Source organism: Streptomyces lunalinharesii, from assembly GCF_039532155.1.
GTDB classification, from domain to species: Bacteria; Actinomycetota; Actinomycetes; order Streptomycetales; family Streptomycetaceae; genus Streptomyces; species Streptomyces lunalinharesii.
In genome coordinates this window covers 264,487-282,262 of the sequence record NZ_BAAARK010000007.1, presented here as the reverse complement: position 1 = coordinate 282,262, position 17,776 = coordinate 264,487, and the positions used below count along the sequence as shown (strand labels likewise).

The 17,776-nt window shown below is 66.2% G+C and carries 11 protein-coding genes; 8 read left to right on the top strand and 3 right to left on the bottom strand.

Annotated elements, in window-relative coordinates:
- The first annotated feature begins 168 nt into the window (after nucleotides 1–168).
- The 6 genes from ABD385_RS14495 (at nucleotide 169) to ABD385_RS14470 (ending at nucleotide 11,728) form a co-directional block, all read left to right on the top strand.
- Nucleotides 169–3,771, top strand: coding sequence for a type I restriction endonuclease subunit R (locus ABD385_RS14495; RefSeq protein ID WP_344575597.1), 3,603 nt, complete (start codon nucleotides 169–171; stop codon nucleotides 3,769–3,771).
- Between the two features lie 2 nt (nucleotides 3,772–3,773).
- A complete protein-coding gene (locus ABD385_RS14490; RefSeq protein ID WP_344575692.1) occupies nucleotides 3,774–5,210 on the top strand; it encodes a restriction endonuclease subunit S in 1,437 nt (478 codons plus the stop codon).
- Nucleotides 5,207–6,826, top strand: a complete 1,620-nt coding sequence (locus ABD385_RS14485; RefSeq protein ID WP_344575596.1) for a type I restriction-modification system subunit M — start codon at nucleotides 5,207–5,209, stop codon at nucleotides 6,824–6,826. Before ABD385_RS14490 ends, ABD385_RS14485 begins: the two co-directional genes overlap by 4 nt.
- 365 nt (nucleotides 6,827–7,191) lie before the next feature.
- Nucleotides 7,192–7,923, top strand: a complete 732-nt coding sequence (locus ABD385_RS14480; RefSeq protein WP_344575595.1) for a hypothetical protein — start codon at nucleotides 7,192–7,194, stop codon at nucleotides 7,921–7,923.
- A 307-nt stretch (nucleotides 7,924–8,230) separates the two neighbouring features.
- On the top strand, nucleotides 8,231–9,583 hold the full coding sequence (locus ABD385_RS14475; protein ID WP_344575594.1) for a hypothetical protein: 1,353 nt from the start codon (nucleotides 8,231–8,233) through the stop codon (nucleotides 9,581–9,583).
- An 81-nt stretch (nucleotides 9,584–9,664) separates the two neighbouring features.
- Nucleotides 9,665–11,728 (top strand): AIPR family protein, encoded by a 2,064-nt coding sequence (locus ABD385_RS14470; protein WP_344575593.1) that lies wholly within the window; start codon nucleotides 9,665–9,667, stop codon nucleotides 11,726–11,728.
- 349 nt (nucleotides 11,729–12,077) lie between these two features.
- Here the strand turns inward: ABD385_RS14470 and ABD385_RS14465 are convergent, their stop codons facing one another.
- Nucleotides 12,078–12,713 (bottom strand): hypothetical protein, encoded by a 636-nt coding sequence (locus tag ABD385_RS14465; protein WP_344575592.1) that lies wholly within the window; start codon nucleotides 12,711–12,713, stop codon nucleotides 12,078–12,080.
- A 223-nt stretch (nucleotides 12,714–12,936) separates the two neighbouring features.
- Between ABD385_RS14465 and ABD385_RS14460 the strand changes: the two genes are divergently transcribed.
- Complete coding sequence (locus ABD385_RS14460) at nucleotides 12,937–14,613, top strand: SWIM zinc finger family protein (protein ID WP_344575591.1); 1,677 nt, start codon at nucleotides 12,937–12,939, stop codon at nucleotides 14,611–14,613.
- Between the two features lie 19 nt (nucleotides 14,614–14,632).
- On the opposite strand, the gene ABD385_RS14455 is transcribed toward ABD385_RS14460, so the two are convergent.
- Nucleotides 14,633–15,679 (bottom strand): hypothetical protein, encoded by a 1,047-nt coding sequence (locus ABD385_RS14455; protein ID WP_344575590.1) that lies wholly within the window; start codon nucleotides 15,677–15,679, stop codon nucleotides 14,633–14,635.
- Nucleotides 15,680–15,805: 126 nt separating this feature from the next.
- Entirely contained in the window at nucleotides 15,806–16,567 is a 762-nt protein-coding gene (locus ABD385_RS14450; RefSeq protein WP_344575589.1) for a PIG-L deacetylase family protein, read from the bottom strand.
- A gap of 203 nt (nucleotides 16,568–16,770) precedes the next feature.
- On the opposite strand from ABD385_RS14450, the gene ABD385_RS14445 reads away from it, so the two are divergent.
- Complete coding sequence (locus ABD385_RS14445) at nucleotides 16,771–17,520, top strand: GntR family transcriptional regulator (protein WP_344575588.1); 750 nt, start codon at nucleotides 16,771–16,773, stop codon at nucleotides 17,518–17,520.
- The last annotated feature ends 256 nt before the right edge of the window (nucleotides 17,521–17,776 follow it).

Below are 17,776 nucleotides of genomic sequence, written 5' to 3'. Positions count from 1 at the left end.
GCGAGCAGTGCGTGGGTGATCCGACTCTGCATAGACGACGGGACGCGTGTGCCGTCGATCTTGTCGTGATCGGTTCATCTGCCAGAGCGGAGCGTTCGGTTGGACATAGGCTGAGAGGCCTTGTTACAGGTGAGGGCCGTATGTGGCCTGGTCGAGGAGCGGCAGCGTATGAGTGGGCAGGCACGGCGTCGTGAGCAAGTCCCGGAGCAGCTGAAGACGGTGGCCCGGAAGTCTCCCAACTTCGGGCGGCTCTACGCGATGCAGCCCCTACTCGCGATCTACGGCTCCCAGGCCGAGCAGTCGGTCTTCATCAACCCCAATGTCTCCTACGTTGCGTCCGGCCAGTTCGGAGAGGTGCTCGCCGAAGAGCTGGTCCAGCGGGCAGGGGTGCGGATCGAAGGGACCCGTCAGGTCGACCGGCTCGCCGGGCTCCAGCGCGCTGGTCTGCTGCCGGGCCGCACCCGGGACGCCTTCGACACCCTTCGCCGGGGGCGGAACGACGCCGCGCATAACCACCTCTTCGACACCAGCAAGGCCCTCATGGCCGTCGAACTCTGCTTCCAGCTCGGGCAGTTCTTCTCCCGTGCGATCGACGGCGTCCGTGAAATCTCTGCGTTCGTACCGCCTCGGCTGCCGAGTGACGTGGCGGCCGGGCCTGCCGAGCTCGAGGAGCTCCGCGAGGCGCTCGGCCACCACCAGCGCACCCTCGCCGAGTCCCGGACCCGCCTCGGTGAGGTCGGCGACCGCCTGGAGGCCGAGCGGTATGGCAGGGAGGAGGCCGAGAAACTGACCGCGGCCGCCGAGCAGGCCCGCGCTGAGTCGGAAGCACTGGCCGCGAGCTATCGGGAGGAGATCGAGCGGCTCAGGAGCGAGCAGCGAAGCCGTTATAACCAGGAGCGGTTGAAGCCCCGCCCGGTCGCCGCCGCCGCCCGCGAGGCGATCGTCGCCCGTGCACAGCGGCCCGAACCGCTCAACGAGATGCAGGCTCGTGTCCGTATCGACGAAATGCTTGCCGCGGCCGGCTGGACCGTCCAGGACAAGTCCGATCTCAACCCGCTCGCCTCCCAGGGAGTCGCGGTCCGCGAGTTCACCCTGGCCACCGGCCGCGCCGACTACGTCCTCTACGTCGACGGCATGATCGTCGGCGTCATCGAGGCCAAGCGTGAGGGCACTGCGCTGGCCGGAGCCCTTGCCCAGAATGAGCGGTACGCGGCCGGTGTCCGCAGGGAGCACTCCCTGGCGGTCTGGCGCGAGGAGGAACCGTTCGCCTTCCGATACGCCACTACCGGCGCGGAGACGTTCTTCGTCAACCTCCTCGACCCGTACGCCCGCTCCCGCCCGGTTTTCGCCTTCCACCGGCCCGAGACCATCGCCGCCTGGATGAAACGTGCCACCGAGCACCCGGACGCTCCCACCTTCCGAGCCGTCCTGCGCACCGGGCTCCCGGTCCTGGAGACCCACGACCTCCGCGCGGCGCAGGAGGAAGCGATCATCGGCCTTGAGCACTCCCTCGGCCAGGACAAGCCGCGCGCCCTGATCCAGATGGCCACCGGCGCGGGCAAGACTTACACCGCCGTCACCGAGGCGTACCGGCTGCTCAAACACGCGGGCGCAGGCCGCATCCTCTTCCTCGTGGACCGGAATAACCTCGGCCGCCAGGCTAAGGCCGAGTTCGACAAGTACCGCGCCCCGGATGAGAACCGTAAGTTCACCGACCTGTACAACGTCGACTCCCTCGGCCGGGCTGGCCTTCAGGAGACCTCTGCCGTCGTCGTCTCCACCATCCAGCGCATGTACTCACTCCTCAAGGGCGAGCCGCTGGAGGACACGAGCGAGGCCGAGGACCGCGAGGACGCCTCCACCCTCGACGAGAACTACATGACCGACCGCCCGGTCGCCGTCGAGTACAACGCGGATGTCCCCATCGAGTCCTTCGACGTGATCGTCATCGACGAGTGCCATCGCTCGATCTATGGCCTGTGGCGCGGCGTCCTCGACTACTTCGACGCCCACCTGGTCGGCCTCACCGCCACCCCGACCCGCCAGACCAAGGGCTTCTTCGACAACAACCTGGTCTCCGAGTACACCTACGAGCGGGCTGTCGCCGACGGCGTCAACGTCGACTTCGACGTGGTCACCATGGACACCTCGGTACGGGAAGCGGGCGGCGCGAAGATCGACAAGGGCACCACGGTCCGTATCCGCGACCGTAAGACCCGCACTCAGCGGTACGAGGAGCTGGACGAGGATTTCGCGTACACGGTCGGCCAGATCGGTCGTACGGTGATCACTGAGGACGAGATCAGGGCCGTCCTCACCGCCTACAGGAACAACTGGCAGCGCTGGTTCCCGGGCCGTGCCGAACTACCCAAGACGCTTGTCTTCGCGGCGAGCGACGACCACGCCGACGAGGTCCTGAAGCAGGTCAAGGAGGTCTTCGGACGCGGCGACGCTTTCGCCAAGAAGATCACCTACCGGTCCCGGGACAAGGGCGACGACCCTGAGCAGCTCGTCAACGACCTGCGGAACTCGCCTCTGCTCCGGGTCGCAGTCACCGTCGACATGATCGCCACGGGCACGGACGTTCGCGCCCTGGAGTGCGTGATATTCCTGCGGGCCGTACGCAGCCCCGTCCTCTTCGAACAGATGAAGGGGCGCGGCTCCCGCACGATCGACGCCGACGAGCTGAAGGCGGTCACGCCGGAGGCGGCGACTGACCTCGCCAAGGACCGTTTCGTCCTGGTCGACGCGGTGGGTGTCACTGCATCGCCGCTGGTCGACACCCGGCCGATGCTGCCGCCGGACACCGGTGCCCTCAGCACGGACAAGCTCATGGACAAGGCGGGCAGCCGCTCCCTCACCGCCGAACAGGCCGAGACGCTCGGCCGTCGCCTGGCCCGCCTGGACCGCAAGCTTACCGAGGAGGAGCGTGAGCAGATCGAGCAGGCATCGGACGGCGTGCCACTCGGCGAGCTGGTCCGCCGGATCTCGGACGCGGTGGATGTCGATACCCAGGACCGGGCGTACCGGGACGGCGGCGCGGACCAGGCCCGGCGCCTTGTCCAGGACGCGGTCGAGGTCCTGACCACGCACCCGAAGCTCCGCAAGTTGATCGTCGGCATCAAGCAGCAGCACGACTTGACGTACGACGCGACGACCGAGGTCGGGATACGGCTGACGGAGGTCCCACGAGAAGAGCGCGCGGAAAAGGAACTCGTTGAGTGGCGACGGTTGTTGGACAGCCGCCAGCGTGACGAGCAGGCGGCGGAGGCGATCGCACTCCAGGTCATCCTCGGCAGCGGATCGCGGGTCCGCCCGCAGAAGGCACGGGCGCATCTCCGCGAACTGCTCGCCACCATTAAGGCCACCAACCGGACCTGGACCCCGAAGGTCATCTGGGACCACTACGATCTGCTCGGCAAGGCGTCGGAATCCCTATCGAAATCGGCCGGCCTCGGCGACCTCATGAACCTCGTCCGCTACACGCTCGGCGCAGACGACGAACTCCGCTCTTACCGTACGGTGGTCGAGGAGCGCTTCGAGGGCTGGCTGCTGCGACAGGGCCAGGCGGGCGTCGAATTCACCGAGGACCAGCTGTGGTGGCTGCACCGCATCAAGGACGCCATCGCGGTGGACGTGGGCATGGAACGCGAGGACTTCAGTCACCTCCCCTTCTCGGTGAAGGGCGGCGGTCGCGGCTTTGCGAATGCCTTCGGTGACAAGGGCCGGGCGCTGGAACTGTTGGACGAGCTGAATCAGGAACTGGCTTGAGTATGGGTGTGGGTATGGGCGAGTTGCCGCCGGGGTGGGCTTGGGCTGCCCTCGAAGAGACCCTGTCCTGTGAGCCGCGCGCGATTACGGATGGCCCATTCGGATCGAACCTGAAGTCCGCGCACTACACGGATTCAGGAGCTCGGGTTATTCGCCTTCAGAACGTGGGTGATGGGAAATTTCGCGATGAGCGCGCGCATATCAGCCTTGAACACTTCGAAACGTTGAGGGCGCATGAGGCGTGTGAGGGTGATCTGCTGCTAGCGTCGCTTGGAGAGAAGCTCCCGCGCGTCGCGCTGATGCCGAAGCTCGACGAGCCGGCCATCGTCAAGGCTGACGTCATCAGAGCGCGACCTCATCCCGAGATCCACACGAAGTGGCTTTTGTATGCTTTGCAAGCACCTCAGACGCAATCGTACGCGGGCGGGCTCATCAAGGGTGTAGGGCGTCCCAGGCTAGGCATGGCGGCGATGAGGCAGATCCCGATCCCCGTGCCGCCACTCGCCGAACAGCTCCGCATCGTAGAGGCCCTCGAAGAGCAGCTCTCCCGGCTCGACGCGGCCGAGCAGACGCTGCGACTGGCGCGCAAGCGGATCGAGGTTCTACGCAAGTCGGTCTTCACCTCATTGGTTCCCGAGGCAGCCCCCGCCGGTTGGACAGTTGCGACTGTCGGTGAGGCCGGAACACTGGAGTTGGGGCGAGCCCGGCATCCTGACTGGCATCACGGTCCCGAAATGCGCCCCTACCTGCGCGTAGCCAATGTTTTCGAAGACCGGATCGACATCTCCAGCATCATGGAAATGGATTTCTCGGGGATCTTTGAAAGGTACCGGCTCCATAAGGGGGATATCCTCCTGAACGAAGGGCAGAGCCCGCATTTGGTGGGCCGTCCAGCGATGTACCGCGGAGTTCCGGAGAATATTGCATTTACGAACAGCCTGTTGCGATTCCAGGCGGGTCCGGGCGTTCTCCCTGAATGGGCACTCATGGTGTTCCGGCGGCATTTGCATGCTCGCAGGTTCATGCGCGAGGTGCGCATCACGACTAACATCGCCCATTTGTCGTCAAAGCGCTTGAAAGCGGTCGAGTTCCCGATTCCCTCTCTGGAGATCCAGAAAGAACTCGTCCAGCGCTGCGAAGAGTTGCTGTCAGGCGTCGAGGCGATCGGCCGTGAAGTCGACCGGGCAACGCGGCGTGCAGACGCTCTGCGGTCGGCCCTGCTCCGGAAAGCGTTCAACGGCAACTTGCTCCCCCAGAACCCTGCCGACGAACCCGCTGCCACCCTCCTCGCCCGCATCGGCGCCGAGCGCGACGCAGCCAAACCCGCCCGCAAAACCAAGCGCGCCGCAAGCCCTCGCAAGACGGCCGCCGCAGCCAATGCGACCGAGACTGCCGCCCCCGCCCCCGTCACTTCCGTTCAGCAGGAGCTCTTCCAGTGACCGCGCCCACCCAAGACGATGCAGCCATCCCCTCCGCCGAGGGTGTCCCGCTCACCGAGACGCCCAAGTCCAAGCAGGCCGCTGCGCAGACCAACACCCTGGTCGCCAAGCTCTGGAACTATTGCAACGTCCTCCGGGACAACGGCATGTCGACCATCGAGTACGTCGAGCAGCTCTCGTACCTGCTCTTCCTGAAGATGGTCCACGAGATCGAGAACGACGCGTGGGACGGCCGGGACCTCAGCGGCATCGTGCCGAAGGACTACAACTGGCAGTCACTCGCCAGCAAGCGCGGAGCGGAGCTCGAAGCGCACTACCGCGCCATCCTGGAGCATCTCGGCCGCAAGCCCCACACCACCATCGGCACGATCTTCGCCGACGCGCAGAACCGGATCACCAAGCCCGCGCTGCTCGAAAAGCTGGTCGTCGAGCTGATCGGTCGCGAGGAATGGACGGTCACCGGCACCGATCTCAAGGGCGACGCCTACGAGGGGCTCCTCGCCAAGGGGGCATCCGACACCAAGACCGGCGCCGGCCAGTACTTCACGCCGCGCGCGCTCATCGACGCGATGGTGGACGTGACCCAGCCCGATCCGGACGACACCATCACCGACCCCGCCTGCGGTACCGGTGGGTTCCTGATCGCCGCGCACACGTACATCACTCGGCATCACATTAAAGACATGGACCTTGAGGCCCGCAAGGCATACGACAGCGGCCGGAAGATCTGGGGCAACGAGTTGGTCACCGGCACCGCCCGCCTCGCCGCCATGAACATGCTCCTCCACGGCATTGGCAAGAGTGACGGCCCGAGCCTGATCGACGTCAGCGACGCGCTCGCAGAGAAGCCGAGCGGGCGGCACGCCTCACTCGTCCTTGCCAACCCGCCCTTCGGGCGCAAGTCCGCAATCACCGTGATTGGCCAGGACGGCGACCTGGAGAAGGAGGACGTCCAGTACGACCGTGACGACTTCACCGCCACCACGACCAACAAGCAGCTCAACTTCCTTCAGCACATCATGTCGCTGACCGCGGTGAACGGCCGAGCGGCCGTCGTCCTCCCGGACAACGTCCTCTTCGAGGGCGGTGCGGGCGAGAAGGTCCGCCGCAAGCTGCTCGACGAGTTCGACCTGCACACGATCCTGCGCCTGCCCACCGGCCTCTTCTACGCGGGAGGCGTCAAGGCCAACGTCCTCTTTTTCGACAAGAAGCCCCCGCGTGCCGACGGCAAACCGCACACCATCGTCACCTGGGTCTATGACTTCCGCACCGGCCAACACTTCACCATGAAACAGCGCCCGCTGACCCGCGCCGACCTGGACGACTTCGTCGCCAAGTACAAGGCCGGCGAGCCGCTGACAGCCCGCGTCGCTGACGAGGACGACAACGGCCCCTGGAAGTCATACACGTACGAGGAGTTGACGGCGCGCGAAAAGGTCAATCTCGACATCACGTGGATGAAGGACCCGGCCCTGGAGGACGCGGACAGCGACCTGGAGCCGGAGGTCATCGCCGAGGAGATCGTGCGTGATCTCCAGTCCGCTCTGGCCGAGTTCACAGCCATCGCGAAGTCGCTTGGCGCGGATGTGGACGTGCCGGAGGCGGAAGAGATCTGACGACGACCGACGGTTCGCTGTCACCCGCATCCGCGACAGCCACAACGGCGGACATCCATCGGTCAACCCCGCTAGAGCCCTTGTGACAGCGCCGATGGCAAATCCTGCTACGTCGTCTACGGCCCCGGCGGTGAACTGGCCCCAAGTCTGGTTGGCCATCACACGCTTCTGAAACTGGCCATAGTTGCTCGCCCGCCGTTACGGAATCCTGCGCCGTAAGAGAGTGAAGGGTCGAACCGATCAGATCGAGCCACAAACCGGCCGTGATCCGTAAAGCCGCTTGACTGATACCTCTGCGGTACAGGGAACATCAGGAGTTCACGTTCCAGGTTCCTTGTCCTACCACGCGCCGCACAGAGGTATGCATGGCCATCGCACACCCTCAGACCCGCCAGTTCGAGTCGTTCGTGACGAACCTGTCGTACGCACGCCAGATGGTGCGAGCCGGGCAGGCGCTGGAAGTGCTCAGCCCCAAGGGCATCGACACTGATGATTTCTACCGGGCTGCCTGGGTGCAGTCCATCGCTGCCCTCGAACACTGGGTACAGGAAGAGGTGCTGCGCCGCGTCGCCGAGGAAGCTGCCAAGGACGACCCGGACATGCCGCGGAAGCTCCGTGACTACCCGTTGCCGCTGCACTGCCTGGAGAGGGTGCAGCGGGGCGAAACGACCACCGCCGAGGTAGTCACGGAACGGGTGCGCCAGGACATCGCCCGCCAGACCTTGCAGAACCCGGACGCCATCGCGAAGGTGATGGCGCTCGTCACCGATGTCAAGGTGTGGAGGGAGGCGCCGAAGTGGATCAACCGGTGGAGCCAGTACCGCACTTCATACGACGAGAAGCGGCTGCGCGGCCAATACATCTTGCTGCTCCGTCGCCGCAATCAGATCGCACACGACGCGGATCTGATCGACGGTGACTTGAAACAGCGCCGCCAGATCGGCGAGGCTGATGTCACGGACGCCCTCAACTGGATCGAGCGGATCGCGCTCGCGCTTGCCTACGCGCTGGAAGGAGACGCGTCCAAGTCTTCAGGGCATCCGACTTCGACCGGGGCTTCGGAAGCGCCAGTTGGAGATCAGTTGCACATTGACTGAGTGTTTGTCATCGAGCCCTGCGAACTCGTCCTCGGCGCACATCCCCCCCCAGATTAGCCTTAGGTTGTGCGACCGCCTCTGAGAACGTTCTGCGCGGTGTGTTCGTCAGGAAGACTCAAGAACAAGACGCCGCCGACTGGAGCCTGTTGTTCGTGGAGTGCACGCAAGTGAGGTATGGGCTGTATGTTTTGGTGGGGCAGCCCAGCAGCTTTCCAAAGAGGCCAGCTTCAGGACGGAAGCTGAAGCTGGTGCGCCACCGTCCACCTGAGTCTGGCTCGGTGGGGTGGCAGGTGGCTCGGGGGAGTAGATGACATTCGCACAACCAAGGCGGGTAGGCCTTCCGTCTCCGGCGAGATCGCCGCGGCTGGCGATTCTGCGCCCTGACAACGACTTGCTTGGTCTGCTCGATGCCGATCACGCCAAGGAAAGGTCCTACTCCCAACCCTGCCGTGACTGGCCTGAGGTCAAGTCACACCTCGCGATCCTGCTTGCTCCCGTCGGCCAGCAGGGCGATGGGGATGGCGGAGTGCAACCCGAGCGGATCTGGGGGTTGGGAATCGTGCGCCCTGCTCATGAGACCGACCGTGACCGGAAGGTCGTCGTCACCTGTGCGCGAAGCTTCCGGGGCATTGTTCCTGTCTCAGGGCTCTGGTGCGCTGGTGGCGAGCGAGGCAACGGCCTCTCCAAGTCGATACCGGAAAGTGGTCCTGTCACAGTCGGCGCCGAAACCATATTTGCCAATCTGCGGCGGATTTCCTCTGATGTCGAGGCCGAAGTCCAGAGGCTGATGTCTCTGCTCGATGAAGCCGAAGGCTGGAGCGAGGGCGAACTCCGATGGCGTGATGAACGCGACGCTCTGTTGCTCTTCGCTAAGATCGCCGGGTTGGCCCCGAATGACTTCTCGGAGGTACGCCTTTGGGGCAAGACAGCTGCCCACGGAGCCTTTATCAGCGGGCTCAGAGGGACTGCAGTTCAGTCGACGCTTGACGACATCCGTGGATGGGCGGGGACGAGGTTCAGTAGCATCGGTGAGACCGTCGTACGAACGTTTGTAAGTGGCGGAGGTAATCGAAGCTATGACTTTGAGGTCACGTCGATAACCGGTCGGCGGGTGGCGGATGGTGGGGAAGGCTCCCTTGACGCTTACTACTATCACGTCGAGACCCAGACGCTCGTCGTACTACGTTACGTGCGTCCCGACCCGAATGGACTCTTTTCGTCTGACGCTCGGCACAGGCTGCATCAATTCCACAGCCGTGTTCGTCGCCTCCCGAGACGCGCTCGGCAGAGTGCCGAAGATTACAGCTTGTTGGAAGACCCTCTCTTTCTCCGCATTCATGAGCCGGTGCCATTCACCGTGGCTCTGCACCGTACGAGTTCCGGTGCAATTTTCCCCTACGGCCAGGTCGCCGCTGCGATCTCGGCTTCCGGGGAGATCAGTCTCCCCGGCCCATCCGTGGGCGCTCTCACCCGCCACCTAGTGCCGACCGACTTCGCCCGACTGGTGCGCGACGGTTGGCTCGGCGCGCGACCTGTACCCCTCGAAGTTGCCATGGACTGGGTGGAAGCCACGGTCGACACGGCAGGTGTTGCCTTGGTTGTCGTGGACTTCAGCCGCCGGCAGCGTGGTAACGGGCCGGGGATCAAGACGTCGGTCTAAGCAATCAAGAAGACACCATCAGTGGGAAGGCAGCTATCCATGGCCACCTCGGGGGCGGACGTACCTCGGCAGGTAACGCAGGTGCGCGCGCAGCTGCATGAGACATTTGACGGGGTGATAGACGACAGCGATATTGCCCATTTCCGTGGGGGCAATTACGAACAGCGCTTCCTCTCCCGTGCCCTCGCCGCCCTAGCCGTACGACGTGTTGCCAAGTGCAGCGTGGCCGAGGCAGCCCGGTTCGTGACGGACGGCATCGCGGATCAAGGATTGGATGCTGTCGCCCCCCTGCCAGAGAGCGGGCAGGCTCTGCTGGTCCAGGCGAAGTGGAGCGATAAGGGCACGGCGACCTTCGATGTGGACGCGGCCAAGGCGATGGTGGACGGCCTCAACCGGATCGAAAACGAGCTGTACGACCAGTTCAACCAGCGTGCTGGCGCCCTCGCCCTGGAGGCTAGGCCGTTTATTGTCAATGAGCGAGCCACTCTTGTCATCGCGCTGATGGGTACTGTGGAGCCCTCTCCGCCCGCACGCGAGGTTCTCGCCAACGCCCTCGATGAGTTCAACAAGCACGGCGCTCGATTGAGCGTCGAGGTGTTGTACGCCGCTGACTTCCACGACCAGATTCATGTGGACCTTCGGCCGGAGCCCATCCACCTGGGTGTACGCCTTGACGACTGGTACCAGCAGAAAGGGCCGCTCGAGGCATATCAGGGCACGGTCTCCGCCGAGAGCGTCGCAGAGTGGTACGAGACGCACGGGACAGGTCTGTTCGAGCAGAATCTCCGGGCCCCGCTCGGGCCCACCGTCACCAATGCAGAGATCGGTCAGACCCTCACGTCTGATCCCACCAGGTTCTGGCACCTGAACAACGGCATCACCATGATCTGCGACTCGCTTACGGCGAAGCATGACAGCGCTAAGGCACCGCAGAGCAGACCGACGACTCTCACTCTGTCAGGGGCGAGCATCGTCAACGGTGCTCAGACCGTAAGGGCAGTTGCCAGAGCCATGCATGAGGACGGGGAGGCTGCGGCCAATGCGACTCTGAGCGTCAAGGTCATCAATACCTATGAGGACCGGAAATTCGGGGTGCAGGTCTCGCAGGCGGCGAACCGGCAGAACGCCATTGAGCAGCGCGATCACATCGCGCTCGAACCCGTGCACCAGGCGATCAAGGCCAATCTGCGCGCCGAGCTGCGCAAGCAGTACGTGATCAAACGGGGCGAGCCGGTCGCTGCTCCCGAGACCGGCTGCTCACTGGATGAACTTGCCCTTGCCCTTGCCTGCCTGCATCCGGATGCAGAACAAGCCGCCCGGGCCGCCAGTTCCATGGAGAACCTTTGGGAGCAGGGCTCCAAGGGCAGCCACACTGTGCTGTTCAAACGCGAACCCTCTCCGCAGAAGGTGTGGCGCTCCGTGCTCACGCTGCGCGCGGCACGGAGCGCGGTCTACGAACTGGGTAGTGGGGAGAACAGTCGCGAGGCCGCGACCACGGAGCATGGAGGCTTTCTCGTCACTCACTTGGTCTTCCAGCATCTCGGCGCCACCAGTATCGATGACCCCGACTTCGACTGGGACAGCGAGGTGCTGGAGAAGATTCCTGCCCTCGTACCGGAACTAGTCCGTCGTCTGACGCATCTGATTGTGACTCGCTACGGGCCGCGTCCTCAGATCAGGACTGCTTTCCAGACCGCGCAGACATGTAGGGAACTCGCGAAGCATGTCCTTGGTGACCTGGCCGAGGGCGTCGCTGTTCCCGAGCCTCCTGCGAAGGAGCGCAAGCCGCGTCGTCCGAACACCGTGCCGCTCTTGGTCGACCGGCGTGTCATCAAGGATGGAGCCCCCCTCCAGTACGAAGCCCTGAACGAGCCCGAGCGTGACGCCATGGAAGAGTGGCTTGTTGAAGACCAAAGGCGACGCCAGGCGACCTGGGTCAATCACCGGACCAAGCCGATCTTGTGGGCGTACGACGAGCAGCAGTACTCGCCTTCCGGTCTGGTGTCGAAGATGTGGGCGGATGCCGACTGGGACGAGCGCCCCGTGGCCAATCAGGGAACGGCTCGCTGGTATCAGTCGGATGGCTTGAGCTTGTGGGATCTGGCTCAGCGCATCCATAGTGAAGAGACAGAGGATGAGGTCTGATGGCGTGCGGACGGCGCCAGCAGGACGTCAGTTAAGAGGAGACGTCTCCGGACTGCCCAACTGCTTCGGGCGGTCATGGTCAGCTCCGTATCTGATGGCACGCTCATGCAGCCGTGCCTCGTCACCTGCTTCCGCTGTTGTGTAGCGTTGGCGGTCCTGAACACAGTTGCACTTTGTCGTAAATCCCGTGCTGGGATGGTGCTGGGATCACTCAGTGTTTCTGCAGGTCAGATGCTTGTGGTGGAGTTCCGGTTCAACGTCTGATTGAAAATCAGACTAGTTTCGTACTTGGAAACGAAACCCTGTAGGGCCCGCTGATTACGGCGGGCCCTTTTGCGTGGTTGTCGAATTATCCAGACGTCAGAGGGGCAAGGAGAACTTCGCAGATCGTCTCTTCGGCGCATGCGGTGACTGCCCTCTGCAGGCCGGTGAAGTCGGTCTCCAGTGGGCTGAGGCGTTGTAGACGGGACAGCCTGATCGTTTTCTGGCTCGGGCACCGCTCGTCCAGGACGCGGGTGGGAAGGACGTGGAAGGTCCACTGGTCGAGGTCCAGGGGGTCGAGGGTTTGCTTGTCCTGGTGGTGCAGTAGGCAGAAGACGTACACGTCCGAGCGGCGCAGCACGTCGGTGGAGGTCTTGCCGGTCTGGGGATCCCAGCCGGAGGCCGGTGCGATGGAGAAGGAGATCTCCGACAGTTGGGACTGTGCCCACGACTGCAGGTATGCCGCCGACTTCACCTCGACGCGCCACTGCTCGGGTGTACGGATGTCGACGGTGTCCCATTCGGTACGGGTTCCAGTGGCGGCGCCGAGGGCCGTGGCCACGAGGTACTCGGCCAGGACACCGCGCATGGTGTTGTTGGCCAGATCGGAACATGCCCAGCTCCAGAACTCGCCGAGCCTGCCGACCGTTTCGCCGTGGGCCCGTATCGGCTCGCTGCTGTTGCGGCGCCCGATGGTCAGCGGGCCAAGATTGGGGATGCTCATGGTGTCTCCATGACGAGGGTCCGGGGCGAGTACCGCTCATCCTGACAGCAGTAACTGACAACGGAGTTGGAGTCTGAACGGAGCATGGGCTGCGACTGGTGCGCCGCGTGCGGTACGGATCGAAGCGATGTGGAATTTCTCCTGGACCGTCGATCCTGACTGGCTGCCAGTCATAGGCTGGCTCCCGTAAAGGAACAGGACCAGGGGCAGGGTGGACGAGACCATGCGTGGCCTCAGTGAGGCGAACCTCAAGATGGTGGCCGGTGCCCGTTCCTTTGAGCGGGGGCGGGGGTACCTGGATGCGGTGTCCGGGGTCGAGGTCGGTGAGGGATGGGTCACCGCGAGCGTCCACGGCACGGAACGCTATGAGGTGGAGCTGTCCCTGGGTGGGCCCGGTGGGCTGTCCGGTGAGTGCGACTGCCCGTATGGCCTTGAAGGGAATTTCTGCAAGCACTTGGTTGCCCTCGGTCTGACGCTGCTCGCTGGGCCGGAGAGCCTGCCAGGGCAGCAGAAGGCGGCGCGGGACCGGGCACGGGACCTCGACGGGTGGCTGTCTTCCCTGTCCAAGGACGAGTTGCTCACTCTCGTGCAGGAACAGATGGGCGAGGACCGGCAGTTGCGGCGCCGCCTGGCGCTGCGGGCCGCGAGTGCCCGCGGGGACCTCGCCGCGGTTCGGGCCCGTATCCGTGAACTGCTCGACATCGGCCCCTTCGCACAGTACGGGTACGTCGAGTACGCCGATGCCCGAGCCTACGCGGACCTGGCCGGGCAGGCGGTGTCGGCGATCAGCGCGCTCACCCGCTCCGGACGGGCAGCCGACGCGATCGTCCTGGTGCGGGAGGCGATGAAGCTGCTGGCCCAGTCGGTGGAGAGCGTCGACGACTCCGACGGATGGCTCGGCCAGGTGGGCACCGGCCTCGCCGACGCCCATCTCGACGCGTGCCGTGCGGCGCGCCCCGACCCGGGGGAGCTTGCGCGTTGGCTGGTGGGGCATGCGCTGGGTGAGGTGGACGACGGCCTCACCGACATCGATCCACTCGACTATGAGAGCGTTCTCGGCGAAGCGGGAATGGCGGTGCTGTGGCAGCTGGCGGTCGAGGCGTGGCAGGGCAACCGCCGTGGCTGGGCGGAGAAGTACCTGGTGGAGCGCCTGGCGAAGCGGGGAGGCGACGTTGACGCGGTGATCGCCGTGCTTGCGGCCGACCTCGCGCCGGACGGCCACACGCACCTGGCCATCGCGCGTGAGTTGGACACCGCCCGGCGTTCGGACGAGGCCCTGAGCTGGGCGGAACGCGGCATTCGGGAGGTCCGGGACCTCGCTGCCGTCGACACCGCCCTCGTCGACCACCTCTGCGACCGCTACGCGCAGGCGGACCGGCTTGCCGACGCCGTCGCCCTGCGCCGCGACCACTTCGGGGCCCGCCGCACCCTGCTCGCCTACCAGCAGCTGCGGGCCGCTGCCCGGGCCGCGGAGTGCTGGCCAGCTGAGCGCGGGGGCGCGCTGGCCGTGCTGCGCGCCGACGCGGGGCAGCGGCAACAGGGCCGGTACGGCGCTCCCGCCCTGGTCGACGCCCTTCTCGACGACGAGGACGTCGACGCCGCCTGGCAGGCCGCCACCGAGACCGGCGCCCACGACCGGCAGTGGCTCGCCCTCGCCGACCAGGCCCGCGCCACCCGCCCCGCCGCCGCGCTCGGCGTGTACCTGCGCCTGGCGGAGCCGCTGACCGAGCGGACCGGCAACGCGGTCTACGAGCAGCTCGTCAGCCAGCTGCTGAGCATCCGGGACTGCCACCGCCGCCTGGGATCGCTGGACCAGTTCACCGGGTACGTCACCGCCCTGCGTACCGCCCACAAACGCAAGCGGAACCTGATGCGCCTGCTGGACCAACACGGACTGTGAGCTGGACGACGCCCCGCCCTCAACACCCGAAGCGCCCTCCGCCCAGGATCTTGCACTCGTGGACGAAGGGGCCGTAGGAGCGGACCTCGAAGGCCTGTTGGGGGTGGGCGGAGAGGCCGTGGACGGTGAAGTCCTTGCCGTTGTCGGTGATGTCCTGGGTGTGTTCGCCGTTCGCGTCGACGTAGCGGGTCTCGAACGCCTTCCAGGAGCAGTCCTGGGTGCCGGAGGTGACCTGGACGCGCAGTCCTTCGGGGGTCGCGCCGTTGCCGAGGTCGATCTTCTTGTACTTGAAGAACGGCTCTCCGTAGTGCGGTTCCTCGTCGCCGGTGATGAGCGGGGTGGTGGTGGAGCGGCTCAGGTCGAAGAACATGCCCTCGTAGCTGCCGCCCGCCTGTCCCCGCACCGAGATGACCGTGGTGGCCTTGGCGGGCGTGCAGGTGAGTCCCTTGATGCGCATGTCCGTGATGACCAGGCTCGCCTTCCGGTCGCTGAGGATGTCCACGCGCCACTCCTCCGAATACCCGGGCGAGGCAACCTTCATGGCCGGGTGGTGGACGTCGGTGAAGGAGACTCCGCGGGCGTGGTGCGCCGCGTAGAAGGGGGTGAGCGGGTCGCCCTCGGGCCGCATCGCTAGGAGGGTCTTCGTGTCCTGGGGGGAGAACGGCGCGTCGAAGATCCGGGCTTCGGGGTATTGGACGTCCAGGCGTACGGACGCCGAGAACGCCGGGCCGGCGCGGTCGGCCTCGTCGTCGGCCTCGCTGGCGACCCGGGCGTCGTGCTCGGAGGTCAGCCAGTCGGTGCCCTTCGTCGCGAGGAGGGCGACGAGCGCGGCCAGGACCGTCCAGGACAGCCTGATGAGGACCTTGCGGTTGCGTCGGCGCCGGTCGCGGTCCGCGGCTTCCGGCATGACGCCGTCGACCAGGTCGTCGAGGAGCGAGGGGGCGGGCGGACCGTGCTGGTCCCTCGTCGCCGGCGCGGGGTCGTGTCCCGAGGGGCCGGTCCGTCCGCCGTCCCCCGAGGGGGGCGTGGGTGACGGGGACGCAGGAGGTGTCCCGCTTCCTGTCATGGGAGCCGCCTTACGGTGCTAAGTGACCGTTGGGAAAGGGGTGTTGATGGTACGTCATGGGTGCCCGGCGGCTGGGTGACCTGAGGCGGCGGGCGGCCCGCCCGGAGGCTCGGCGGGGACTTCCGCCTACTGCGGGAACACCTCGAACAGGATGGCCGGGCGGCCGCGGTGGTGGGTGGCGCCGGTGCGCAGCGAGCGGTCGACGAAGGCCCGGGCGTAGGCGTGCGGGTCCTGGTCGGGGGTGGTGAGGGCCCGGATGTAGGTGGTGTGGGCGGCCAGGGAGGCGGCGGCGCGCGGGATGCCGGGGCCCACCTCGACGGCGTGGGTGGGGCGGGGCGAGCCGGCCACGGCGGTCCAGCGGACGCCGGACCAGGGGGCCAGGCCCTCGGCGTCGGCGAGTTCGGGGAAGATCCAGCGGTTGGCGGCGTCGCCGGCGGCGTCGAGGACGGCGCGGCCGACCGCCCGGTGGTCGGGGGTGTTCCACTGGGTGCCGAACCAGGTGTCGCGGTGGTTGAGGGTGATCAGCAGCTCGGGGCGGTGCCGGCGGACCGCCGCTGCCAGGTCGCGGCGGAGCGGCAGGCCGGCCTCGATGACGCCGTCCCGGTGGCCGGTCAGGAACTCCACGGTGCGGACGCCGACGTGGGCCGCGGCGGCGCGCTGCTCGGCCTCGCGGACCGCGGCGCACGCGGGCGGTGCGAGGCCGTCGATGCCGGCCTCGCCGCGGGTGACCAGCAGGTAGCGCACGTCGCGGCCGGCCTCGGTCCATTCGGCGATGGCCGCCGCGGCGCCGTATTCGAGGTCGTCGGGGTGGGCCACGACGGCCAGTGCCCGTTGCCAGTCGTCGGGCATCGGGCGGAGGGAGCTGACGGCGGCGTTCTCGGTCGGCATCGTGGCCCCTTTCTGCTCGGTGACGATCGTGACACGGACGGACACGGAACGTGGTGGAACGCTTGTTTCAGTGCGGCCGCCGTGTGGCGCAGGTGGCGGCTGAACTGCGTTCATTACTTTGGGTGAAACTCGGGTCTTGGGTTGCGGTCGGACACACGCGGTTGTCACGCTGTTGCTGACTGTCAAGCTGTTGGGAGGGGCACGTGCCTTTCGGTGAGCAGCCCGCGTACCTCCGCGTCGCCGGCGACCTGCGCCAGAAGATCGTCGACGGGGTGCTGGCCCCGCACACCCGCCTCCCTTCCCAGGCCCGCATCCGCGAGGAGTACGGCGTCTCGGACACCGTCGCGCTGGAGGCGCGCAAGGTCCTGATGGCCGAGGGCCTGGTGGAGGGCCGATCCGGCTCGGGGACGTACGTGCGGGAGCAGTCGGTGCCGCGCCGGATCGCCCGCGGCGGCTTCCATCAACGCGGTTGCACGCCGTTCCGCCAGGAGCAGACGGACGAGCGGGTGCGGGGCACCTGGGAGTCCAACAGCGAGCAGGAGCCGGCCGGTTCGGTGGTGGCGGCGCGACTGCGCATCCCGGTGGGCGCCCGCGTGATGCGGACGCGCTACGTCTTCCGCGCCGAGGGCGAGCCGTCGATGCTCTCCACCTCCTGGGAGCCGCTGGAGATCACCGGGCGGACGCCGGTGATGCTGCCGGAGGAGGGTCCGCTGGCCGGGCGTGGGGTGGTCGAGAGGATGGCAGCCATCGACGTGGTGGTGGACAACGTCGTCGAGGAGGTCGGGGCGCGCCCCGGGCTGGCGGAAGAGGCGATGGCGCTGGGCGGGGTGCCGGGGCACGCGGTACTGGTCATCTCGCGGACGTACTTCGCGGGCGGCCGGCCGGTCGAGACGGCGGACGTGATCGCGCTCGCGGCGCGGCACCGGGTCGCTTACCACCTTCCGGTGAAGTAGGGGTGTCGCGAACTCCCCGTGCTCGCCAAGTCGACGCCGCGTAGGGGGATCCTGCGGGATTCGCAGGGTCCGGTGGAGCGAAATCCAGCCGAGTTGGGCGTCCCATTTAGGCTGGTTTTATCGTGAATGTCGTCCGGATATCGGTGTTGGAAACCTCACAGAGGCTCAACTGGGCGGGATTTTTTGGCCGGTGTGGGAACCGGATCTTCGGATTCGCTCATACGATGGCGAAGTTTGTGCACGGCACGGGGGAAGA